Genomic DNA, 22,945 nt, shown 5'->3' with positions numbered 1-22,945 from the left:
CGCCGAGGACGCCGAATTCCGCCGCTTCCTCGCCACGCTCGGCTATCCGCACTGGGAAGAGACGAGCAATCCGGCGTACCGGCTCTTCCTCGCCTAACTGGCCGCCATCGTGTCCGTTTCGCTCTCCGACAAACTCGTCGTCGCCATTTCGTCGCGGGCCCTCTTCGATTTCGAGGAGGAAAACCACGTGTTCGAGGGCGGCGACCTGCAAGCCTACGAGGCGCTACAGCGCGAGCGCCTGACCGTGCCCGCGCGGCCGGGCGTGGCGTTCGCGCTCATTCGCAAGCTGCTCGCGCTGAACAACGGCGCGCATCACGTGGAAGTCGTGATCCTTTCGCGCAGCGATCCCATCAGCGGCTTGCGCGCGTTCAGTTCGTGCCGCGAGCACGGGCTCGACATCCAGCGCGGCGTGTTCACGCGCGGGCGCGAGCCCTGGCACTACCTCAAGCCGCTCAACGCATCGCTCTTTCTCTCCGCGAACCCGGCGGACGTGAAGAGCGCGCTCGACGCCGGCTTCCCCGCCGCACGCGTCTTTCCGGAATCGGCGACAATGGCGGAACGCAACGCGCACGAGATTCGCATCGCGTTCGACGGCGATGCGGTGCTGTTTTCCGATGAAGCCGAGCAGATCTTCCAGAGCAAGGGCCTTTCCGCCTTCGTGAGCCACGAGCGCGACAACCGCGAACTGCCGCTCGCGCAAGGCCCGCTGCAGCCGCTGCTGGCCGCGCTCAACCGTCTGCAGAAGCTCGCCGACGCGAACGCGCAGATGCGCATCCGCACTGCCCTCGTTACCGCGCGCTCCGCGCCCGCGCACGAGCGCGCAATCCGTACGCTAATGGCCTGGAACATCGAGATCGACGAAGCGATGTTCCTTGGCGGACTCGACAAAGGCCCGTTCCTGCGCGAGTTCGAACCCGATTTTTTCTTCGACGACCAGATCCGCACCTGCGAATCCGCGCGCTCGGTCACGGCCACCGGGCACGTGGCAAGCGGCGTGACCAATCTCGCTACCGAAGCCAACGCATCATGACTCCCGACCAATCTCCGCTCGGCAAGGCCTCCACCTACACCGAGCAATACGACGCCTCGCTCCTGTTCCCGATCCCGCGTGCCGCCGCGCGCGAGCAGATCGGCATTGGCGCGCAACTGCCCTTCTTCGGCAGCGATATCTGGAACGCCTACGAGCTTTCGTGGCTCAACGCGCGCGGCAAGCCGCAGATCGCGATCGCCACGTTCTTCATTCCCGCCGATTCGCCGAACATCATCGAATCGAAGTCGTTCAAGCTCTATCTGGGCTCGTTCGCGCAAACGCCGTTCGAATCCGCCGACGTGGTGCGCGACACGATCAAACGCGACGTGACGGCGGCCTGCGGCGCATCGGTTTCGGTGAGGCTCGAGCAGCCGGGCGCGTTCGGCAAGATCCCGTTCGAGGAATTCGAAGGCCTCTCGCTCGATCGCCTCGATCTCGACACGGAGATTTATCACCCGGAGCCGACGCTCCTGAAAGCGGCTTTCGACGAAGCGCCGGTCGAGGAAACGCTGATCTCGAATCTGCTCAAGTCGAACTGCCCGGTGACGGGCCAGCCCGACTGGGGCAGCGTGCAGATCCACTACGTCGGGCCGCAGATCGATCAGGCGGGCCTCTTGCGCTACATCATCTCGTACCGCAATCACACGGGCTTTCACGAGCAGTGCGCCGAGCGCATCTTCATGGACATCCTGCGCGAGTGCAAACCGGATCGGCTCGCCGTCTACGCGCGCTACACGCGGCGCGGCGGCCTCGACATCAATCCGTTTCGCACCAACTTCAATATGCCGATGCCGGATAACGCGCGGCTCGCGCGCCAGTAAGCGCAACATCGAAGCACCCGGTAGAAAGCAAAACGCGCCGCAAATGCGGCGCGTTTTTTATTGGCGTACCAGCGTACCTCAATGCGGCAACTCCGCCGCCCCCATGCGCCGCGCAATCACAGCGGTGCGCTGCGCAAGATACGCCGAGTTGCGATGCTCATCGAAGTACTTGGGACGCGGCAGCATCACCGCAAGCCGCGCCGACTGCCACGGCGTGAGCTTCGCAGCTGTCGTGCGGTAGTAGTAGCGCGCGGCGGCTTGCGCGCCGTACACGCCGTTGCCCCACTCCACCGAATTCAGATAGATCTCGAAGATGCGCTCCTTGTCGAGCAGCGCCTGCAGCATCCACGTGATGATGAACTCCTGACCTTTGCGGATATAGCTCTGCTCGCGCGAGAGGAACAGGTTGCGCGCAAGCTGCTGCGTGATGGTCGAGCCGCCGCGCACGATATGGCCGCGCTTCTTGTTCTTCTCCCACGCCTGGAGGATGGCGTCGGTTTCGTAGCCGTTGTTGTTGACGAAGTTCGCGTCCTCGGACGCGATGATCGCGCGCTTCAGGTTGCGCGAAATCTGGTCGTACGGCACCCATTCGTGCTGGATCGAAAGACCGGGCCGCTCGGCGGAAAGCCGCGCGGCGTCGGTGCGCATGAACGCTGTGGTTTGCGGATCGACGACGTTCCACAGCGCGATTTGCGCGAAGTAGAAGAGTTGCGTGGCGATCCAAGCAACGGCGAACACGCAGACGATCCAGGCGAGCCAGCGCCGCGCGCCGGGACGGTTGCGGGACTGCCCACGCCGCCCACTGCCGCTCGCGACCGTCGCGGCTTGCGCACCGATGGCTTGCCTGCGCATGGCGTCGTCTCCGTGTTGTGCGAGCTTGTCCGAGCAGCGCCGGGCGTTACGCGGCCTGCGCGGCCAACTGCGCGCGCAATGCCGCCAGCACCGGTGCGCCCTCGGGCCGCACGCCGCGCCAAACGAAGAACGACTCCGCAGCCTGCTCGACGAGCATGCCGAGGCCGTCGGCCGCGCGCGCGCCGAGTGCCTGCGCATGGCGCATGAATACAGTGGGCTGCGCGCCGTACATCATGTCGTAGGCAAGCGTGCCCGTGCCGAACGCGCGTTCGTCGCACTCGGGCAACGCTGCGTCGAGGCTGCCCGCCGTCGCGTTCACGATCACGTCGTAAGGCTTGGGGTCAACGGCTTGCGGGCCTCCGCCGTTCAGCAGAGTTCCAAACTCGCCCGCCGCGCCTGCGAACTGCTCGATGAGCGCGTGCGCCTTGGGCGCCGTGCGGTTCACGATCGTGATCTCGCGCGGACGGCGCTCGAGCATCGGCAGCACGACGCCGCGCGCCGCACCGCCCGCGCCGAGCAGCAGCACGCGCGCGCCTGCGAGCGATACACCCAGGTTCACCTCGATGTCGCGCACGAGGCCGAAGCCGTCGGTGTTGTCGCCGAAGATGCCGTCTGCGTCGAAGCGCAGCGTGTTCACCGCACCCGCCGCCGCCGCGCGCGGCGAGAGCTTGTGCGCCAGCGCGTGCGCTTCCAGCTTGAACGGCACGGTCACGTTCAGGCCGCGTCCGCCCGCTGCGTGAAATGCCTGCACGTGCTCGACGAAACCTTCGAGCGGCGCGAGCAGACGGTCGTATTCGACGCGCTCGCCAGTTTGCAGCGCAAACTGCGCGTGGATGAACGGCGACTTGCTGTGCGCCACCGGGTTGCCGACTACGGCGTAACGGTCGGCGTGCGCAACAGGCTTCGATTCGCTAACGCTCATGCGCGCGGCTCCGTGGCGTGCTGTTCGCTCGATTGTTCTTCTGCCGCGGGCGCATCGCCTGCCGCTTCGTCTTCGGCTTCGCCCGCTTCCGCGACGGCTTCCGCTTCGCTTTGCGCAGACTCGTCGGCGGCTTCGATCAATTCTTCGTCTTCGCCCGCATCCTCTTCCGCCTGCTCGCCGCTCGTCACGACGGGCGCGTCGAGCACGCGCAGCATGCGCACCGAAGCCTCGATGGTCAGCTCGTCGATCGACAGCACTTCCATCATCAAACGCGTACCGCGCGCGTGCACGCCAAGCGCGGGCACATGCATGAGCAGCGGCACTTCCTCAAAGCGCACGAGGTCGTCCTTCACCACGCTCGCCGGGAATTCGCGGCGCGGTTCGCCACCGCCCTCTCCGCGCATTTCCTGCTGCAGCCAGCGCAGGCACCAGAAGTACTCCATGCGGCGCTGATGGTCGGCGTAGGCGGTGTAGGTCTCGTCGAAGCCCTGCACGACGGCGAACAGATCGGCGTCCTTGGGCTTGAACGGCGCGACGAGCTTGGCGGCCACGCCATGCTCCACGCATGCGAGCAATTGCCACTGGTTCACGAGGTCCACATAGCGGCGCAGCGGCGAGGTGCTCCACGCATACTGCGCGACGCCGAGACCTTCGTGCGGCGCGGCGTTGGTCTGCATGCGCGTGCGCTTGGGGCCGCTCGGCGCGCCGAACGCACGCTGCGAGCGATAGATGCCCGGCACGCCATGATCGTGAAGGAAGGCGCCCCACGTGGAGTTCGCGAGAATCGCCAGTTCCGCGACGATCATGTCGAGCGGCGAACCGCGGCGGCGCGGCGAGATGGTCACATGCTCGCCTTCCACGTAGAAGTTGAAGTCGGTGTTGCGCTGGACTTCGCGGCGCAGGCCGTAACCCGCGCGCGCCTGCTGGCGCTTCTCGAACAGCGCCTGCGCGAACGGCCACAGCACGGCGATGTCGTCCTTGTGCGCATATTCGCCCGTGCCCGCCGCGAGCGTCTCTTCGGTCACGACCTCGTCGAGCGTGTTGTGACGCAGATTGTTCTTCACGAACACGCGCTCGGCGCGCGTTTCGGTCGCGACGATCTCCTGCGTCTCGCGGTTCACGATGCAGTAGAGCGAAAGCGCCGGGCGCAGGCCGCCTTCCTTGAGCGTGAAGGCGTCGACGAAATCGTCGGGCAGCATCGTGATCTTGTCGCCGGGCATGTAGACCGTCGAAAGACGCGTGCGCGCGATCGTATCCGCCGTGTCGCCGCGCTGGATGCCAAGCGCTGGCGCCGCGATGTGAATGCCGATGCGCACGCGGCCGTCAGCCAGATGCTCGATGGAAAACGCGTCGTCGATTTCGGTCGTCGTGACGTCGTCGATCGAGAAAGCCTGCACGTGCTCGGCGGCGGTGGGCAGATCCTCGGGCAGCGTGCCCACTTCGACGGGCGGGAAGCCCGTACCGTGCGGGAAGAAGTCCGCGAGGAAGCGCGCCTCGTGCAGCGCGCGCGGCGAAGCAATGCCACCGCATTCGAGCATGAGGCGCGGCATCGAAATGCCGCGCGCAGCCGCCGCCGCTTCGAGCGCCTTGTATTCGATCGAATTCTTGTCGGGCTTCGTGAGGAGTCCGAGTGCCTTGCCCTTGAACGCCTCGGGCAACCCGCCCGCCTTCAGCTCATCTTCGTAGCCGGCCTGAACCAGCGCCTGCTGACGCTTGCGCTCGAGCGAGGCCAGCGCCATCTTGAGCTGCTCTTCAGGCGCGCGCTGATACTGGCCGCGGCCCTTGCGGCGGAAGTACACGGGCGATCCATGCAGGCGCAGCACGAGCGCGGCGCGTTCGACAGGGCCATACGTTTCGCCGAAGTACTCGCTCGCCAGCGCCGTGTAGGCGAATTCCTCTGCGGGCGCGCACTCCCAGAGGAAGTCGAGATCGATCTCCTCGGCAGCGGCGTCCGCCTGCTCCAGCAGTTCGCTTGCTGCGGGCTTCTCGAACTCGATCAGCACGTCTTTCGCGCGCACCTTGGCGCGCCGCCCGCCGGGCAGTTCGACCTGGAACGCGTCGCCCTGACGCGACAGCACGCTGCCGGCCTTGAAACTGCCCGATTCCTCAAAGAAAACGTTCACTCAATACTCTCGTTCAGACTTGCTTCGACCGCCGGCGCGGCGCGCGGGCGGTGCTGTATACATATAGATATAGGCCGTTCGCACGCATCAAGCGGCGTCGCAGAAACGGATCACTTCGTCGACGTAATCGGCGAACTCGCTGATGCCATGATCGCTGCCTTCGATCAGGTGTGTGGGCACACCTGGATAATGCGCGAGCATCTCGCGGTAATCGAGCACTTCGTCGCCGGTCGCGGCCATCAAATAGTAGCGCGCGGGCTGCGTCACCCTCGCGACGGCCAGCGCACGCAACTCTTCCAGATGGCGCGGTTCGACGACGATGCTGCCGCCGCCGTGCCAGAGCGGCTGCTCGCCGAGATACTTCGACAGATCGCGGTCGGGCACCACGGCGGGGTTCAGCAGCGCGGCGCGCCAGCCGTGCTTTTCCGCGAGATGCGTGGCGAAGTAGCCGCCAAGCGAACTGCCGATGAGCGTGACGCGCTCGCCCGGCTTCAACTGCGCGCCGATGTCCTGCTCGGCGAGCGCAATCGCCTCCTGCGGCGAAACCGGCAGCGTCGGGCACAGCCATTCGCCGCTGCGGCCCAGCTCAGCCATGCGCGCCGCGAGCAGGCGCGCCTTGAACGACTGGGGCGACGAACGAAAGCCGTGCAGATAGACGATCACGCCGCGCTCCGTACCGAAAGGGCATCGAGCAGCTTTTGATGCACGCCGCCGAAGCCGCCGTTGCTCATCACGAGCACCTGGTCGCCGGGGCGCGCCGCCGCTGCGACCGCCTTCACGAGCGCTTCGAGATCGTGGTACGCGCGGGCCTTCTCGCCGAGCGGCGCGAGTGCACCCGCGAGATCCCAGCCGAGCGCGTCCTTGCCGCTCGGGGCGCCGTAGCCGAACACGAGGTCGGCGTCGGCGAGACTGGCAGGCAGTTGCGCCTTCATCACGCCGAGCTTCATCGTGTTCGAGCGCGGCTCGAGCACGGCGAGGATGCGCGTGTTTTTGTGGCCGACGCGTGTACGCAGGCCGGCGATCGTCGTTTCGATGGCCGTGGGATGGTGCGCGAAGTCGTCATAGACGGTCACGCCGTCCACGCTCCCGCGCACTTCCATGCGGCGCTTCACGTTGCGGAACGTGCCAAGCGAGGCCGCAGCCTGCGCGGGCGGCACGCCCACGCTGCGTGCAGCGGCAATGGCGGCGAGCGCGTTCAGGCGGTTGTGTTCGCCCTGGATCTGCCAGTCCACCACGCCCACGCGTTCGCTGTTGTGATACACGGCGAAGCGCTCGTCCACGGCCACGCCGTCTTCCGCGGGTAGCGCCTGCCAGCCGCCGTCCACGCCGAAGCGCTCCACGTCGCTCCACACGCCGCGCGTGAGCACGCGCTCGAGCGCGTCCGAACGGCCATTCGTGACGATGCGGCCCACGCCAGGAATCGTGCGCACGAGGTGATGGAACTGCGTTTCGATTGCGGCGAGATCGGGGAAGATGTCGGCGTGATCGAACTCGAGGTTGTTGAGCAGCGCCGTGCGCGGACGGTAATGAACGAACTTCGAGCGCTTGTCGAAGAACGCCGTGTCGTACTCGTCGGCTTCGATCACGAAGAAGCTCGAGTCGGTCAGGCGCGCCGACACGCCGAAGTTCAGCGGCACGCCGCCGATCAGGAAACCTGGGTTCAGGCCAGCGTCTTCGAGCAGCCACGTGAGCATCGAGCTCGTGGTGGTCTTGCCGTGCGTGCCCGCCACCGCGAGCACCCACTTGTCGCGCAGCACGTGCTCGCCGAGCCACTGCGGGCCCGACGTATACGGCAGGCCGCGATTGAGGATCTCTTCCATCAGCGGGTTGCCGCGCGTGACCACGTTGCCGATCACATAGAGATCGGGGTTCAGTTCGGTCTGGCTCGCGTCGTAACCCTCGATGAGGCGGATGCCCTGTGCTTCGAGCTGGGTGCTCATCGGCGGGTACACGCCGGCGTCGCAGCCGGTCACCGTGTGGCCCGCGCTGCGCGCGAGCACCGCGAGTCCGCCCATGAACGTGCCGCAGATGCCGAGGATATGGATGTGCATAAGCCTGTCGCGCCGCGCGGGCGTCGTGAACGCGTCGATCGGATTGATCGGGTTGAAGGATGCAGAAGCTGGAACGGCGGCAGTCCTGCGCCGCCGCAGCAAAGACCGGTATTGTACCCGAGGCCCCGAGCCCTATTGGCCCGACCTCGGCCCGTCCACCGACGGAAAATCCCTGGCGCACCCGACAGCGGGCGCGGCTCAATGGCCAGTGCCCGGAGCCCAGGGCGATCTCTAGTATCATTGAAGGATGGTTCGCAGATCACATTTCGATCCCCAGCGCGTGCGCGAGGAAATCGCCATCGCGGCAGCAAGGATGATTGCCGAGGACGGCCTCGACTACGCCACCGCCAAACGCAAGGCAGCCCGGCAGGTGGTGGGGGAAACGCGTATCGAAGGCACCTGGCTGCCCGACAACGACCAGATCGAGGAAGAGATCCGCGAATATCAGGCCCTCTTTCAGAGCGACAGCCAGCCCGCGGTGCTGCGCCGCCTGCGCGAAATCGCGCTCGAATGGATGCAGCGGCTCCAGCCGTTCAATCCGTTCCTGACCGGCGCGGTACTCAACGGCACGGCGGGCGAGCACTCCGACATCCATCTGCAGATTTTTTGTGACAACGCGAAGGATGTCGCGATCTGGCTCCTGAATGCGAACGTGCAGTACGACGTGTCGGAAACGCGCCATTTCGCGGCGCGCGGCTTCGTGGAAACACTCAGCTTCATGTGGCGGCCGTCACGCGCCGAGGAGCCGGTGGGCATCCACGTTGCGCTCTACAATACGGACGACTTGCGCGGCGCCGTGCGCGCCGATGCGCGTGGCAGGCTGCCACGCGCCAACGCGCAGGCCCTCCAGGCGCTGATCGATGAGAGCGGCGCCACTTCTTCCACAACCTGAAAACGGCAGCGATGAATACGAAGCGGATTCTGGCCGGCGTGGCAGTGGCGGCAATCGCCGCAGGCGGCGGCATACTGGCTGGGCACTGGGCCACGAGCGGCAGCGCCGGCGTGGCCGACGCGGCCTCGGTGAGCAGCAACGCGGCCTCGGCGAGCGGCAAGCAGAATGCGGTCGACCAGCTCTGGTCGGCGGCGGTCACGAACCCGGACGGCAAGGCGCAATCGCTCGCCATCTACAAGGGCCGGCCCATCGTGGTCAACTTCTGGGCCTCGTGGTGCGGTCCGTGCGTCGAGGAGATGCCGGAGCTTTCCGCGCTCCAGCGTGAATACGCGAAGAAGGGCATTCAGTTCGTCGGCGTGGGCGTGGACTCGGCGGCGAACATCAAGACGTTCCTCAAGAAGGTACCCGTCGATTACCCGATCTACATCGCCGGTTTCGGCGGCGCGGACGTCGCGCGCGCGTTCGGCAACAACGCGGGCGGCTTACCTTACACGGTGGTAATCGACGCGAACGGCACCGTTCGTGCGACAAAATTAGGACAAATCAAGCCGGACGAGCTTCGGCGCACGCTCGACGCGCTTTGACGCAGTGGATCGTCTGACAAGATCTTAAGCGCCGTATCGCTGGTTTTGCCGTGGAAATCCCGTCATTTGACTGAAGATCGACCCAAACCTTCGCTGCAAAGCGCAGTCGGGGCCATATCCCCTTATCGGAAAACTAGACAAATTTCTCTAATCGGCGCTAAAGTTCGCGCAATTCCACGGAAAAAGAAGCGACCATGACGCGACTGCTGGTTCTGCACGGCCCCAACCTCAATCTTCTCGGCACCCGGGAACCGGAGGTGTATGGGCGCGTGACGCTGCCGCAGATCGATCAGGCGCTCTCGGACCGCGCGGCGGACGCCGGCGTCGAACTCGCGACTTTCCAGAGCAACCACGAAGGCGCGCTGGTCGACCGCATCCAGTCGGCCCGCACCGAGCAAACCGACTTCATCCTGATCAACCCGGCCGCGTACACGCATACGAGCGTCGCGATTCGGGATGCGCTGGCAGGCGTCGGCATCCCGTTCGTCGAGATTCACCTGTCGAACGTGCATCGCCGCGAGTCCTTCCGGCACCATTCGTATTTCTCCGACCAGGCCGAGGGTGTGATTTGCGGCCTCGGCTGGAAGGGTTATCTCTACGCGCTCGAATACGCGCTCGACCGGCTCGCTGCCCGGTCGGCGGACTGATTCCTGCGCCGGATGACCGTCAATACCTGAACAACAACCCGTGTCGGGACGCGCGCGCCCCGGCACTTCACGTATTCAAAGTAAAAGGGGCTGCACCATGGATCTACGTAAGCTGAAGACTCTGATCGACCTCGTCTCCGAATCGGGCATCTCGGAGCTCGAAGTGACCGAGGGTGAAGGCAAGGTGCGCATCGTCAAGAACGCGCCGCCCGTTTACGTGCAGCCGGCCCCCGCGCAATACGCGGCACCGGCCATGGGCGCTCCGCTCGCCGCTCCCGGCCACGTCGGCGAAGCCGCCGCAGCGGCCCCCGCCGCGCCCGCCGTGCCGCAAGGCCACATCGTGACCTCGCCGATGGTGGGCACGTTCTACCGCGCGCCGTCGCCGGGCGCCGACCCGTTCGTCCAGGTTGGCGACACGGTCAAGGAAGGCCAGACGCTTTGCATCATCGAAGCGATGAAGCTGCTCAACGAGATCGAGTCGGACGCGGCTGGCGTGGTCAAGGAAATCCTCGTCGAGAACGGCCAGGCAGTCGAATACGGCCAGCCGCTTTACGTGATCGCCTAAGCTTTTCTGCGCGCGGCGGTGGCCTTCTTGTTCGGCCACGCCGCGTTTGTCGCGTTTGGCGCCCCATGACGGCGACGCACGCGACCGATCCTCTGAGGCGTCGGCACATATGACTTGCGACGCCCTTTGATGAGTCGAATACCCACCATGTTTGAAAAAATCCTCATTGCCAATCGTGGCGAAATCGCGCTCCGCATTCAGCGCGCGTGCCGCGAACTCGGCGTCAAGACGGTCGTCGTCTATTCGGAAGCCGACAAGGAAGCCAAGTACGTGAAGCTCGCCGACGAGGCGGTCTGTATCGGCCCGGCGCCTTCGAACCTGAGCTACCTGAACATGCCCGCGCTCATCAGCGCGGCAGAAGTCACCGACGCAGAAGCGATCCACCCCGGCTACGGCTTCCTCTCCGAGAACGCCGACTTTGCCGAACGTGTGGAGCAGTCGGGCTTCACGTTCATCGGCCCGCGCCCGGAAACGATCCGCATGATGGGCGACAAGGTCACGGCGAAGCAGACCATGATCAAGACCGGCGTGCCCTGCGTGCCGGGCTCGGAAGGCGCACTGCCCGACGATCCGAAAGAAATCGTGAAGATCGCGCGCGCGATCGGCTACCCCGTCATCATCAAGGCAGCGGGCGGCGGCGGCGGGCGCGGCATGCGCGTCGTGCACACGGAAGCGGCGCTCGTGAACGCGGTCAACATGACCCGTGAGGAAGCCGGCCGTGCGTTCGGCAACCCGCAGGTCTACATGGAGAAGTACCTCGAGAACCCGCGTCACATCGAGATCCAGATTCTCGCGGACTCGTTCAAGAACGCCGTGTGGCTCGGCGAGCGCGACTGCTCCATGCAGCGCCGTCACCAGAAGGTGATCGAGGAAGCGCCGGCGCCGGGCATCGCGCGCCGCCTGCTCGATCGCATCGGCGACCGTTGCGCCGATGCGTGCAAGAAGATGGGCTACCTCGGCGCGGGCACGTTCGAGTTCCTGTATGAAAACGGCGAGTTCTACTTCATCGAGATGAACACGCGCGTGCAGGTCGAGCACCCGGTCACCGAGCTGATCACGGGCATCGACATCGTGCAGGAACAGATTCGCATTGCCGCGGGCGAGAAGCTCTCGTTCCGTCAGCGCGACATTCAGTTGAAGGGCCATGCGATCGAGTGCCGTATCAACGCGGAAGATCCGTTCAAGTTCACGCCGTCGCCGGGCCGTCTCACGTCGTGGCACATGCCGGGTGGTCCTGGCGTGCGTGTTGACTCGCATGCCTACAATGGCTATTTCGTGCCGCCGAACTATGATTCGATGATCGGCAAGCTGATCACCTACGGCGCCACGCGCGAACAGGCCATTCAGCGCATGCGCATCGCGCTCTCGGAAATGGTGGTCGAAGGCATTCAGACCAACATCCCGCTGCACCGCGAGCTGATGCTCGACGCGAAGTTCGTCGAGGGCGGCACGAGCATTCACTACCTCGAAAGCCGCCTGGCCGAACGTCAGGCAGTGAAGAAGGACGAAGCGTAATTCATGAGCTACCGGGAACTGATCGTCGAGCTGGATCGCAACCGCGCGGAGGCACTGTCCGACGCGCTGATCGAGCTTGGCGCCCTCTCGGTGTCGGTGGAAGACGCCGACGCCGACACGCCCGACGAGCAACCGCTCTTTGGCGAACCGGGCCTTACCCCCGATCGCACCGCGTGGCAGCATTCGCGCGTGATTGCGCTGATCGGCGCCGATCAGGATCCCGCCGTGCTGCTTGCGGCCGCTTCGAACGAGTTGGGCCTCGCTGAAACGCCGAAGTTCTCGCTGCGCGAAGTCGAGGAGCAGGACTGGGTGCGTTTGACGCAATCGCAGTTCGACCCGATCCAGATCGGTGAGCGCATCTGGGTCGTGCCGTCGTGGCACGATGCACCGGACCCGAACGCGCTCGTGCTCGAACTGGACCCGGGCCTCGCGTTCGGCACGGGCAGCCATCCCACCACGCGTTTGTGCATGGAATGGCTCGAACAGCACGTGCAGCCCGGCAATTCGCTGCTCGACTACGGCTGCGGCTCGGGCATTCTCGCGATCCTCGCGAAGAAGTGCGGCGCGAATCCGGTGATCGGCATCGACATCGACCCGCAGGCCGTCGAGTCGGCGCGCCATAACAGCGAGCGCAACCGCGCGGAGGTCACGTATGGCCTGCCCGACGATTGCCCCGCCGGCGAGTTCGACATCGTCGTCGCCAACATTCTCTCGAATCCGCTCAAGCTGATGGCCTCGATGCTCTCCTCGCGCGTGAAGCCGGGCGGACGCATCGCACTTTCGGGCATTCTCGCGCGCCAAGCCGAGGAAGTCGCGCAGGTGTACGCCCAGTGGATCGACATCTCGGTCTGGCGCGAACACGAAGGGTGGGTCTGCCTCGCGGGCACGCGCCGCGCATAATCCCTTCGCGTTTCGATCAGGCTCACGCGAGCCTGATCGCGCCCCAAGCGGCATGACCGAAGTCGTAGGCTGCGGTGGATTGCCAGTAGAATGCGGGTATCACCAATCCTCCGGTCTACCCAGATCTTCGGCCCACATGCTTCTGGCAACGCGCTGCCCCTTCTGTGAAACCGTATTCCGCATCCAGCCCACGCAGCTTGCCGTGCGGCGCGGCCTCGTGCGTTGCGGACATTGTCAGGAAGCGTTCGACGCGTCGGGCAGTTTGTACGAGATGCCCGAAGGCGGCGACTTCACGCGCGCCGTGCCCGTTGCTGCCGAGATCGCGGCCAGCCTGACCTCGCCGCCATCGGAGCCTGCTTCACATGAAGCTTCACACGTTGCTTCACAGTTTGTTGCGCAGCCTGCTTTAGAGCCCGATTCACGACGCGATTCACGACGCGATTCACAGTCCGCGTCACAGTCCGCGTCACAGCCCCTATCGCAGCCGATTTCCCAGCAAGCCGATGTCGAGCGTGCTGAGGCGAGTCAGCCTGCAGCTGCAGCGCCGTCGCAAGAACCGCCTCCGCAGCTGAGCGCCACGCCCAATTTCACGAATCGCGCGTGGGACCCGTGGGCGCCGCCCCAGGACAGCAAGCTCGATCCGCGCCTGCAATACAACGCCGACAAACTCCCCGGGGCAAGCATTGCCCCGGGCGCCACGCCGGGTGTCACGCGCGGGGTCGAGTCGCGGATCATTTTCGACGACGAACCGACGCTTGCGCGCACGCCGCATGATGCGCCTCACGCGCCAGCGACACCAGCAGCAGCGCCAGCCGCCGCCGCTACACCCGTGCCGCCGCCCGAGCAACCGGCAGCCACCGAGCCCTTCCCGCCCGCCACGCGCTGGACGCGCAGCGAGCCGAACCTGGGCACGAGCGGCCCGACCGAGCCCACCTTTTCGGCCAACGAAGCATCGGCAGCGGCTCACATGAACGACCCCGAGCCCGCGCTCGGCCCTCGCGCCGGCGAACCCGCGCCCGAGCCCGCATTCAGCGCGCTCTCCCCCAACGACGGCACCTCGCCATTCGCCGTCACCCGCGAAGCGCCGGCCCGTCCGCGCGGCTCGCGCGGCCTCGTCTGGCGCATTCTCGGCACGCTCATTGCCATCGTGTTGCTCGCGTTGCTCGTCGTGCAACTCGCGTGGTGGCAGCGCGAAACGGTCATGGTCTACTGGCCCGACTCGCAGCCGCTCTATCAGCAGGCGTGCGCGCAGCTCGGCTGCCGCGTGCTGCCGCCGCGCGACATCGACGGCCTGCTGGTCGAGCCATCCGATCTGCGCCAGGTCGACAACGAGCCGCACCACCTCGAACTGAAGGTGCCGCTGCGCAACCGCTTTAACGTCGCGCTTGCCTACCCCGCCATCGAGTTGTCGCTGCTCGACCGGCAGAACAACATCGTCGTGCGGCGCGTGCTGTGGCCGCAGGACTACGTCACGCCCGGCACGTCCATCGAAGCCGGTCTGCCCGCACGCACCACGCAGACCATGATCGTGCGGCTCGACACGGGCGACGTGGTGGCGTCGAACTTCCGCATCGAAATTTTCTACCCCTGATGTTCCGTTTGTGCGCGGGCGCACTGGCGTGCCCCGCGCGTTTCCCGGCGTCCCGCTTCGCGCGGGCGCGCCTTTCACCACAACATGCATTTCCGGAGAGCACATCATGAGTCAAGTCACGCTAGGCGGTAACCCGATCGACGTCGCCGGCACGTTCCCGAGCGTCGGCCAGAAGGCCCCGGCGTTCTCGCTCGTCGGCAAGGATCTGAAGCCTGTCTCGCTCGCCGATTTCGCCGGCAAGCGCAAGGTGCTGAACATCGTGCCGAGCCTCGACACGCCGACCTGCGCCACCTCCACGCGCAAGTTCAACGAAGCGGCAGCCGGCCTGAGCAACACGGCCGTCGTCGTGATTTCGGGCGACCTGCCGTTCGCCGCTTCGCGCTTCTGCACGACCGAAGGCATCGCCAACGTCGTCACGGCCTCGACCTTCCGCGGCCATGAATTCGCGCAAGCCTATGGCGTGGACGTGACAAGCGGCCCGCTCACCGGCCTGACCGCGCGCGCTGTGGTCGTGCTCGACGAAAACGACAACGTCTTGCACGCCGAGCGCGTGAGCGAAATCAAGAACGAACCGAACTACGACGCCGCACTCGCCGCGCTGAAGTAATCCGGCGGCGGCGCACACGAACAGAGCCTGCTTTCCGGTCGGATTCGCAGGCCGGTGCGCCGCCCCCTCTCCTACCACGCCCTACAGGAATTCCCGCCTTGGCTACGCTGATCTGCGGCTCGCTCGCCTACGACAACATCATGACCTTTGAAGGTCGCTTTCGGGAGCACATCCTGCCCGAGCAGGTGCACATCCTGAACGTGAGCTTTCTCGTGCCGACGATGCGCCGCGAGTTCGGCGGCTGTGCCGGCAACATTGCGTACGCGCTGCATCTGCTCGGCGGCGACGCGCGCATCATGGCGACGCTCGGCGCAGCCGACGCGCGCCCTTATCTCGAACGCCTCGACACGCTCGGCCTCTCGAAGGCGCACGTGCGCGTGCTCGACGATACGTGGTCCGCACAGGCGATGATCACGACCGACCTCGAGAACAACCAGATCACCGCGTTCCACCCGGGCGCGATGATGCAATCACATTTGAACCGCGCCGACGAAGCGCCCGGCATCAAGCTCGGCATCGTCGCACCGGACGGCTTTGACGGCATGGTTCAGCACGTCGAGCAATTCGCGAAGGCAGGCATCCCGTTTATCTTTGATCCGGGTCAAGGCCTCCCGCTCTTCGACGGTGCGTCTTTGCGCCGCGCAATTGAACTTGCGACCTACGTAGCGGTCAACGACTACGAAGCCAACCTTGTCAGCCATCGCACCGGCTGGTCGTTCGACGAAATCGCCAGCCATGTCGACGCGCTGATCATCACGCGCGGCGAGCACGGCTCGCAGATCCACCACGGCGGCAAGATCGAGGAGATTCCTCCGGTCAAGGCCGCTCAGGTGCTCGACCCGACCGGCTGCGGCGACGCTTTCCGCGGCGGCCTGCTCTACGGCATCGAGAACGGCCTCGACTGGGCAACCACGGGGCGTCTCGCGAGCCTGATGGGCGCGCTCAAGATCGAGCATCTCGGTCCGCAAAACTATGCGCCTACGCGGGCGCAGATCAACGAACGGTTCAAGGAGGCATTCGGCTACGAACTGCCGAACTGAACGCGGGCGCCGCACACGAACGGCGCCCATTGGAGCTACGGGAATGAAAATAACGAGTCGTCTGATTGTTGCAGCTGGGGTCGCGGGGTCGCTCGCGCTGTCGGGCTGTGCCTATAACAGCAGTTCCGCCGATGTGTACACGGCCTCGCAGGCGCAGCGCGAGCAAACAGTGCGCATGGCCACGGTCGAAAGCGTGCGCGCGGTGAAGATCAGCTCGAACAACGGCCAGCCTAGCGGCCTCGGCGCGATCGGCGGCGGTGCACTCGGCGCGGTGGCCGGCAGTCAGATCGGCGGCGGCACGGGCTCGATCGTCACCGGCATCATCGGCGGCATTGCGGGTGCCGTGGCCGGCAACGCGGTCGAGAACGGAGTGGCCATGCGCGACGGCCTCGAGATCACCGTGCGCCTCGACAACGGCGACTACCGGGCCATCACGCAAACGGCGACCGGCGAAGTCTTCAACGCGGGCGACCGCGTGCGGCTGCTCTCGAGCGGCGGCGTGACGCGCGTCACGCACTAAAGCTTTCCCCTGTACCGCAGCGGCGCCTCGCACCGGATGCGGAACCTCAGGCGCATGTGCTCCCCTGTGCATGCGCCTTTTTTCATGCCCGCGCGCGGCGTGAGCACGAACTCGCACCCCCGACCTCGATTATTACGAACTCCAGACGAAAAAAATCCCGTCGCGGACAACCCAGCGACGGGATCGGGATCGAGCCTTGCGCGTGATGCCGCCCGGCCCGGCCAACGAAGCGCGCGAACGATGTGGCCTGCGCGCTTCGTCTCGGACTGCTTACGGACGGCTGCCGGTCGGGAACGGCCATGCTGCGGCCGGGTTCAGGGCAGTCTTGACCGTTGCTGCGGGCGCGGACGGTTGCGCAGCAGGGGCAGCAGGTGCGGCAGCGGCCTTCGCAGGCGCCTTCTTGGCAGCCTTCTTGGCGGCAGCCTTCTTCGCAGGCGCAGCCTTCTTGGCAGCAGCCTTCTTCGCAGGCGCCTTCTTGGCTGCAACCTTCTTCGCTGCGGCCTTCTTCGCCGGTGCTGCCTTCTTCGCAGCAACCTTCTTCACGGCAACTTTCTTGGCTGCAACCTTCTTTGCTGCGGCCTTCTTCGCCGGTGCTGCCTTCTTCGCAGCAACCTTCTTCACGGCAACTTTCTTGGCTGCAACCTTCTTCGCTGCGGCCTTCTTCGCCGGTGCTGCCTTCTTCGCAGCAACCTTCTTCACGGCGACTTTCTTGGCTGCGACCTTCTTGACCGCGACCTTCTTCGCTGCGGCCTTCTTCGCCGGAGCTGCCTTCTTCGCTGCAACCTTCTTCACTGCGGCCTTCTTAGCCGCCGGTTTCTTCTTGGCAGTAGCCATTTTTTTTCTCCTTCAGGTTCAGATGAGAGTCAGTTCAAACTACACCCTTCGTCAAAACCCGCTTCCCGCGAACGCTTCTCACGGCGCACGCTGCGAAGCGGGCTATTCATCGGCGTACGCTGATCCCGCGCGCTTACGCTAATGAATGCGGTAAGGCGCGCCGTGCCACGAGGCACAGCGCGCCAAGTCATTCCGGCGTCGGCTACCGACACCGGGCAACGTTCGTTGAAAGCGGCGGCTACATAGCCAGCACGCTTTTCCGGGGGGAAGTTTGCCCATCCCTCTGAAGGGTTCGCAAAGTGCCTGTCACGTCGATGAGCCAACCTGGCTCCGGGCATGCTTTGCATCAGGCGTTCCTGCTCCTAATCATCATGCCGGTCGAGGCGGCTCGCGCGCCGCCTCCGGCAACCCCTAAAGACTTGCACCGCAGTGCGCCCGGGTTATTCCCAGGACAGCGCACCGCCCGTCTGATATTCGATCACGCGCGTCTCGAAGAAGTTGCGTTCCTTCTTCAAGTCGATCATCTCGCTCATCCACGGGAACGGATTCTCTTCGTTCGGGAACAGCTGATCGAGACCGATCTGCTGGCAACGGCGGTTGCAGATGAAGCGCAGATAGCTCTTGAACATCGATGCGTTCAGACCCAGCACGCCACGCGGCATGGTGTCTTCAGCATAGCGGTACTCGAGGTCGACCGCATGCTTGAACAGTTCGGTGATCTCCGCACGGAACGCCGGGGTCCACAGGTGCGGGTTTTCAAGCTTGATCTGGTTGATGAGGTCGATGCCGAAGTTGCAGTGCATCGACTCGTCGCGCAGGATGTACTGGTACTGCTCCGCGGCGCCGGTCATCTTGTTCTGGCGGCCGAGCGCCAGAATTTGCGTGAAGCCCACATAGAAGAACAGGCCTTCCATGATGCAGGCGAACACGATGAGCGACTTGAGCAGGCTCTGGTCGGCTTCGAGCGTGCCGGTCTTGAACGCGGGATCGGTCAGCGTCTGGATGAACGGGATCAGGAACTCGTCCTTGTCGCGGATCGACTTGACCTCGTGGTACGCGTTGAAGATCTCGCTCTCGTCCAGACCCAGCGACTCGACGATGTACTGGTAGGCGTGCGTGTGGATCGCCTCTTCGAACGCCTGGCGCAGCAGGAACTGGCGGCATTCGGGCGCCGTGATGTGCCGGTAGGTGCCGAGCACGATGTTGTTCGCGGCGAGCGAGTCGGCCGTCACGAAGAAGCCGAGGTTACGCTTGACGATGCGGCGCTCGTCCTCGGTCAGACCGTTCGGGTCCTTCCACAGGGCGATGTCGCGGGACATGTTGATTTCCTGGGGCATCCAGTGGTTCGCGCAGCCCGCCAGGTATTTTTCCCAAGCCCACTTGTACTTGAACGGGACCAACTGATTCACGTCGGTCTGACCGTTGATGATGCGCTTGTCGGCGACATTCACGCGCGCTTCGGTCGAGACCGGTGCTTGCGGCGGCGGTGCAACGGCGAAGTCGCTGGCGAAGATGTTCGTCGCCGTGGAAGCCTGAGGAGCGGAACGCAGACCAAACTGCATCTCGGCAGCCTGGACAGCCTGACCCGCGGGGTTGCGCATTGCGTTTTGCTGCGCACCGCTCGACGGAGTTACGGCCGTGATCTCGTCATCCCAGTTGAGCATAAATGTCACCATCAATTTAGATCGGTTTGTACCATCTTTTCGTGAGCGATAAAAGGGTTCGCACACGAAAAATCCTGTTTTCGATTCGCGTTGCGACCTCGATACAACACTTTGTTATCGCATCGTGTCGATTGCATCGCATGAGCACTGCGTAGTGAGCACTGCTTCGTCGTGCTCACTTCGCATGTGCGATGTGCTTCGAAGGTCTTCGCGACATCGAGAGCGTGTGTGAAAGACGGCGTTCGCCGCGCGCTGTTCGCTCGCGCTGCGAGTGCGTTTTCACTCGCCGTTCACTGCCTGCCGCGCGCGGCGCTAGATGCTCGCGCGGCCTCAAGTCTTGTCCCTGCGCGAAACTCCAGGGATTCCTTCCTGTTGCCTCTTTCGCGTACTGCAACGCGCGGGGTGCGAGTTGCCGGGAGAGTCGGCGCGCATTGCGCGCGCCTCTTTCGTTGTTACATCTCGCTACGACCAACTACTACTGTTTACTACCGATGCTTCGGTCCTCGCATGATGCGCGCGGCGTTGCACCGCACGCATCATGCGCAGCCAGCTCACCTCGTGGTTACTGGCAAGCCTCGCACTCTTCGAAGCCAGCATCGCCCGGACGCATCATGCACACCGGACCCTCTGCTTCCTGCGCGGCTTCGACAGCAGCTTCCGGTGCAGCCTGCATCGTGGTCGATCCTGCTGCACCGCCGAATGCGCCACCCGACGCACCGCCGAATGTGCCACCTGCGGCGCCGCCTGCATTGCCGCCGCCTTCGCCGCCCGTCGGCACGGCGTTGAGCGCGCCGTGCGCAACCGTCGACTTCTCGACGTGCGTGGCCGCCATCGTGCGCAGGTAGTACGTGGTCTTCAGGCCGCGCACCCAGGCGAGCTTGTAGATCTCGTCGAGCTTCTTGCCCGATGCGCCCGCCATGAAGATGTTCAGCGACTGCGCCTGGTCGATCCACTTCTGACGACGCGAAGCGGCTTCGACGAGCCACGTCGGATCGACTTCGAACGCCGTTGCATACACAGCGCGTAGATCGGCCGGCACGCGGTCGATGCGCGAGAGCATGCCGTCGAAGTACTTCAGGTCGGCGACCATGACTTCGTCCCACAGGCCGCGCGACTTCAGATCGCGAACGAGGTAGTCGTTCACCACCGTGAATTCGCCCGAGAGGTTCGACTTCACATAGAGGTTCTGGAACGTCGGCTCGATGCAAGGCGACACGCCGATGATGTTCGAGATGGTCGCGGTCGGTGCGATCGCGATGCAGTTCGAATTGCGCATGCCGTGCTGGGCGATGCGCTCGCGCAGCGACGTCCAGTCCATCGACTCGCTCGAGTCGACTTCCACATAGCCGCCGCGCGCTTCGGCGAGCAGCTTGAGCGTGTCTTGCGGGAGGATGCCGCGATCCCACAGCGAGCCGCGGTAGGTCGAGTAGCGGCCGCGCTCGGCTGCCAGCTCCGTCGACGCCCAGTACGCGTAGTAGCAGACGGCTTCCATCGAGCGGTCGGCGAACTCCACGGCTTCCTGCGAAGCAAACGGCGTGCGCAGAACGTGCAGGCAGTCCTGGAAGCCCATGATGCCCATGCCCACCGGACGGTGCTTCAGGTTCGAGTTGCGCGCCTTCGACACCGCGTAGTAGTTGATGTCGATGACGTTGTCGAGCATGCGCATCGCCACGCTGATGGTGCGCTTGAGCTTGTCGTGGTCGAGTGCGAACGTGCCGTCGGCCTGTTCGACCATGTGGGCAACCAGGTTCACCGAACCCAGGTTACACACGGCGATTTCGCTGTCGCTCGTGTTCAGCGTGATTTCCGTGCACAGGTTCGACGAGTGGACGACGCCCACGTGCTGCTGCGGCGAACGGATGTTGCACGGATCCTTGAACGTGATCCACGGGTGACCCGTTTCGAACAGCATGCCGAGCATCTTGCGCCACAGTTGCGCGGCCGGCAGCTTCTTGAACAGCTTGATCTCGCCGCGCGCGACCTTCTCTTCGTAAGCCGTGTAAGCCTGTTCGAATTCGGCGCCGAACTTGTCGTGCAGGTCCGGGCAGGTCGAGGGCGAGAAGAGCGTCCAGTCGCCGCCTTCCATCACGCGCTTCATGAACAGGTCGGGAATCCAGTTCGCCGTGTTCATGTCGTGGGTGCGGCGGCGGTCGTCGCCGGTGTTCTTGCGCAGCTCGAGGAATTCTTCGATGTCGAGGTGCCACGATTCCAGGTAGGCGCACACCGCGCCCTTGCGCTTGCCGCCCTGGTTCACGGCCACAGCCGTGTCGTTCACGACCTTCAGGAACGGCACCACGCCCTGCGACTTGCCGTTGGTGCCCTTGATGTGCGAACCGAGCGCGCGCACGCGCGTCCAGTCGTTACCCAGACCGCCTGCAAACTTCGACAGCAGTGCGTTGTCCTTCAGCGCTTCGTAGATGCCGTCGAGGTCGTCGGCAACCGTCGTGAGGTAGCACGACGAGAGCTGCGAGCGGTGCGTGCCCGAGTTGAACAGCGTGGGCGTGGACGACATGAAGTCGAACGACGAGAGCACGTTGTAGAACTCGATCGCGCGCGCTTCGCGGTCGATCTCGTTGAGCGAGAGGCCCATCGCGACACGCATGAAGAATGCCTGCGGCATTTCAATGCGCGTGCCATGCACGTGCAGGAAGTAGCGGTCGTACAGCGTCTGCAGGCCGAGGTAGCCGAACTGCAGGTCGCGGCTCGCGTCGAGCGCGTTGCCGAGGCGCTTCAGGTCGAACTGCTGGAGCTTGTCGTCGAGCAGGCCGGCTTCCACGCCGCGCTTGATGAACTGCGGGAAGTAGTCCGCGTAACGCACGGCCATTTCGGCTTGCGTCACTTCCTCTTCGAGAATTTCGCGACGGATCGTGTGCAGCAGGATGCGCGAGGTCACCTGGCTATACGCCGGGTCCTTTTCGATCATCGTGCGCGCAGCGAGGATGGCCGAGTCGTAGACCTGGGTCATCGGCACGCCGTCGTACAGATTCTTCACCGTTTCCGCGACGATCGGGTCAGCGTTGACCGCATCGCCGAGACCGCCGCACGACGACGCGATCAGCGCGCGCAGCGCTTGCATGTCGAGCGGGCGCGTCACGCCGTTGTCCGTGACGTTGATGCCAGGCGCTGCGGGCGCTGCCGTTTCCGGCGAATGCGCGCGTTCCTGGTTGCGCTTCTCGCGATACAGCACGTAGGCACGCGCGACGTTGTGCTCGCCGCCGCGCATCAGCGCGAGTTCGACCTGATCCTGGATGTCTTCGATATGGAACGTGCCGCCGTTCGGACGGCTGCGCACGAGTGCGCGCACGACGCTCTGCGTGAGCTGTTCGACCAGCTCGCGAATGCGCGCCGAAGCCGCGCCCTGGCCGCCGTTCACGGCGAGGAAAGCCTTCGTCATCGCGATCGCGACTTTCGAAGGTTCGAACGACACCACGCTACCGTTGCGGCGAATCACCTTGTGGTCGGCGAACTGCTGCGCGCTCGTCTGACCGTCCTGCGGCTGGCCACCCAGCGTGTGCGCGGGCGCGCCTTCATACCGGGTCGAGACGTTATCGGTCGTTTGCATGTGCAAAGCTCCTGGGTCCTGGAAAGGTGCGAAGAGAGTTCGCGGATTAGTACGGACGCCGACGCCGCGCCCCCGTGTGCGCGATCGATCGGGCAGAGAAAAAAGTCCAGCCTGGCGAGGCTGCCGGATGCGACAAGGCAGATGAATCACGGACTGCTTCGGTCTTCATCGTGGATGTCGCGATCATTGGCTGTACCTTCTCTCTCGATTACAGCCGGTGCGCCG

General features: G+C 64.7%; 21 protein-coding genes. 12 read left to right on the top strand and 9 right to left on the bottom strand.

Annotated features, from left to right (window positions below; genetic code table 11):
• The first annotated feature begins 109 nt into the window (after positions 1-109).
• Together U5A65_RS37850 and queF are read left to right on the top strand one after the other, a co-directional pair.
• Positions 110-1,030 (top strand): 5'-nucleotidase, encoded by a 921-nt coding sequence (locus U5A65_RS37850; RefSeq protein ID WP_321916715.1) that lies wholly within the window; start codon positions 110-112, stop codon positions 1,028-1,030.
• Positions 1,027-1,851, top strand: coding sequence for an NADPH-dependent 7-cyano-7-deazaguanine reductase QueF (gene queF / locus U5A65_RS37845; RefSeq protein WP_321949422.1), 825 nt, complete (start codon positions 1,027-1,029; stop codon positions 1,849-1,851). The genes U5A65_RS37850 and queF overlap by 4 nt, the downstream gene beginning before the upstream one ends.
• Positions 1,852-1,929: 78 nt before the next feature.
• Here queF and mtgA read toward each other — a convergent pair whose 3' ends face one another.
• The 5 genes from mtgA to mpl all read right to left on the bottom strand — a co-directional run bounded on the left by mtgA (position 1,930) and on the right by mpl (position 7,799).
• Positions 1,930-2,703 carry a monofunctional biosynthetic peptidoglycan transglycosylase gene (gene mtgA, locus U5A65_RS37840; RefSeq protein ID WP_321949421.1) on the bottom strand — a complete coding sequence of 258 codons (774 nt, stop codon included), beginning with the start codon at positions 2,701-2,703 and terminating at the stop codon, positions 1,930-1,932.
• Between the two features lie 46 nt (positions 2,704-2,749).
• Complete coding sequence (aroE, locus tag U5A65_RS37835; RefSeq protein WP_321949420.1) at positions 2,750-3,625, bottom strand: shikimate dehydrogenase; 876 nt, start codon at positions 3,623-3,625, stop codon at positions 2,750-2,752.
• Positions 3,622-5,748 (bottom strand): ribonuclease catalytic domain-containing protein, encoded by a 2,127-nt coding sequence (locus U5A65_RS37830; RefSeq protein WP_321938992.1) that lies wholly within the window; start codon positions 5,746-5,748, stop codon positions 3,622-3,624. Before U5A65_RS37830 ends, aroE begins: the two co-directional genes overlap by 4 nt.
• Positions 5,749-5,835: 87 nt before the next feature.
• A complete protein-coding gene (locus tag U5A65_RS37825; protein WP_321916724.1) occupies positions 5,836-6,411 on the bottom strand; it encodes a YqiA/YcfP family alpha/beta fold hydrolase in 576 nt (191 codons plus the stop codon).
• The gene (gene mpl / locus U5A65_RS37820) at positions 6,408-7,799 is read right to left on the bottom strand and encodes a UDP-N-acetylmuramate:L-alanyl-gamma-D-glutamyl-meso-diaminopimelate ligase (RefSeq protein WP_321938994.1); all 1,392 of its coding nucleotides are present in this window, start codon (positions 7,797-7,799) and stop codon (positions 6,408-6,410) included. The genes U5A65_RS37825 and mpl overlap by 4 nt, the downstream gene beginning before the upstream one ends.
• A 247-nt stretch (positions 7,800-8,046) precedes the next feature.
• On the opposite strand from mpl, the gene U5A65_RS37815 reads away from it, so the two are divergent.
• The 10 genes from U5A65_RS37815 (at position 8,047) to U5A65_RS37770 (ending at position 16,660) form a co-directional block, all read left to right on the top strand.
• Positions 8,047-8,691 carry a UDP-N-acetylmuramate--alanine ligase gene (locus U5A65_RS37815; RefSeq protein ID WP_321916728.1) on the top strand — a complete coding sequence of 215 codons (645 nt, stop codon included), beginning with the start codon at positions 8,047-8,049 and terminating at the stop codon, positions 8,689-8,691.
• 11 nt (positions 8,692-8,702) lie between these two features.
• On the top strand, positions 8,703-9,275 hold the full coding sequence (locus tag U5A65_RS37810; RefSeq protein ID WP_321916730.1) for a TlpA disulfide reductase family protein: 573 nt from the start codon (positions 8,703-8,705) through the stop codon (positions 9,273-9,275).
• Between the two features lie 194 nt (positions 9,276-9,469).
• Complete coding sequence (gene aroQ / locus U5A65_RS37805) at positions 9,470-9,922, top strand: type II 3-dehydroquinate dehydratase (RefSeq protein ID WP_321916731.1); 453 nt, start codon at positions 9,470-9,472, stop codon at positions 9,920-9,922.
• Positions 9,923-10,019: 97 nt separating this feature from the next.
• Entirely contained in the window at positions 10,020-10,487 is a 468-nt protein-coding gene (gene accB / locus U5A65_RS37800; protein ID WP_321916733.1) for an acetyl-CoA carboxylase biotin carboxyl carrier protein, read from the top strand.
• A 147-nt stretch (positions 10,488-10,634) separates the two neighbouring features.
• Entirely contained in the window at positions 10,635-12,002 is a 1,368-nt protein-coding gene (gene accC / locus U5A65_RS37795; protein ID WP_028214031.1) for an acetyl-CoA carboxylase biotin carboxylase subunit, read from the top strand.
• A gap of 3 nt (positions 12,003-12,005) precedes the next feature.
• Positions 12,006-12,902 (top strand): 50S ribosomal protein L11 methyltransferase, encoded by an 897-nt coding sequence (gene prmA, locus U5A65_RS37790; protein WP_321916735.1) that lies wholly within the window; start codon positions 12,006-12,008, stop codon positions 12,900-12,902.
• Between the two features lie 136 nt (positions 12,903-13,038).
• On the top strand, positions 13,039-14,493 hold the full coding sequence (locus U5A65_RS37785; RefSeq protein WP_321949419.1) for a zinc-ribbon and DUF3426 domain-containing protein: 1,455 nt from the start codon (positions 13,039-13,041) through the stop codon (positions 14,491-14,493).
• 106 nt (positions 14,494-14,599) lie between these two features.
• Positions 14,600-15,100 (top strand): thiol peroxidase, encoded by a 501-nt coding sequence (tpx, locus tag U5A65_RS37780; protein ID WP_321916738.1) that lies wholly within the window; start codon positions 14,600-14,602, stop codon positions 15,098-15,100.
• A 98-nt stretch (positions 15,101-15,198) separates the two neighbouring features.
• Positions 15,199-16,140: a carbohydrate kinase family protein gene (locus tag U5A65_RS37775; protein WP_321939002.1), complete on the top strand. Its 942-nt coding sequence runs from the start codon at positions 15,199-15,201 to the stop codon at positions 16,138-16,140.
• Positions 16,141-16,183: 43 nt separating this feature from the next.
• Entirely contained in the window at positions 16,184-16,660 is a 477-nt protein-coding gene (locus U5A65_RS37770) for a glycine zipper 2TM domain-containing protein (protein ID WP_321916741.1), read from the top strand.
• Between the two features lie 270 nt (positions 16,661-16,930).
• Here U5A65_RS37770 and U5A65_RS37765 read toward each other — a convergent pair whose 3' ends face one another.
• The 4 genes from U5A65_RS37765 to U5A65_RS37750 all read right to left on the bottom strand — a co-directional run bounded on the left by U5A65_RS37765 (position 16,931) and on the right by U5A65_RS37750 (position 22,720).
• Entirely contained in the window at positions 16,931-17,494 is a 564-nt protein-coding gene (locus U5A65_RS37765; RefSeq protein WP_110388368.1) for a histone H1-like DNA-binding protein, read from the bottom strand.
• Positions 17,495-17,523: 29 nt separating this feature from the next.
• On the bottom strand, positions 17,524-17,841 hold the full coding sequence (locus U5A65_RS37760) for a hypothetical protein (RefSeq protein WP_321916744.1): 318 nt from the start codon (positions 17,839-17,841) through the stop codon (positions 17,524-17,526).
• A gap of 93 nt (positions 17,842-17,934) precedes the next feature.
• Entirely contained in the window at positions 17,935-19,158 is a 1,224-nt protein-coding gene (locus U5A65_RS37755; RefSeq protein ID WP_158758656.1) for a ribonucleotide-diphosphate reductase subunit beta, read from the bottom strand.
• A 562-nt stretch (positions 19,159-19,720) separates the two neighbouring features.
• A complete protein-coding gene (locus U5A65_RS37750) occupies positions 19,721-22,720 on the bottom strand; it encodes a ribonucleoside-diphosphate reductase subunit alpha (protein WP_321949418.1) in 3,000 nt (999 codons plus the stop codon).
• Positions 22,721-22,945: the final 225 nt, after the last annotated feature.

Origin of the sequence: Paraburkholderia sp. J10-1 (assembly GCF_905220165.1) — a bacterium.
Taxonomy (GTDB): Bacteria; Pseudomonadota; Gammaproteobacteria; order Burkholderiales; family Burkholderiaceae; genus Paraburkholderia.
Note: the sequence above shows the minus strand (reverse complement) of the source record. Positions and strands in the feature narration are given on the sequence as shown.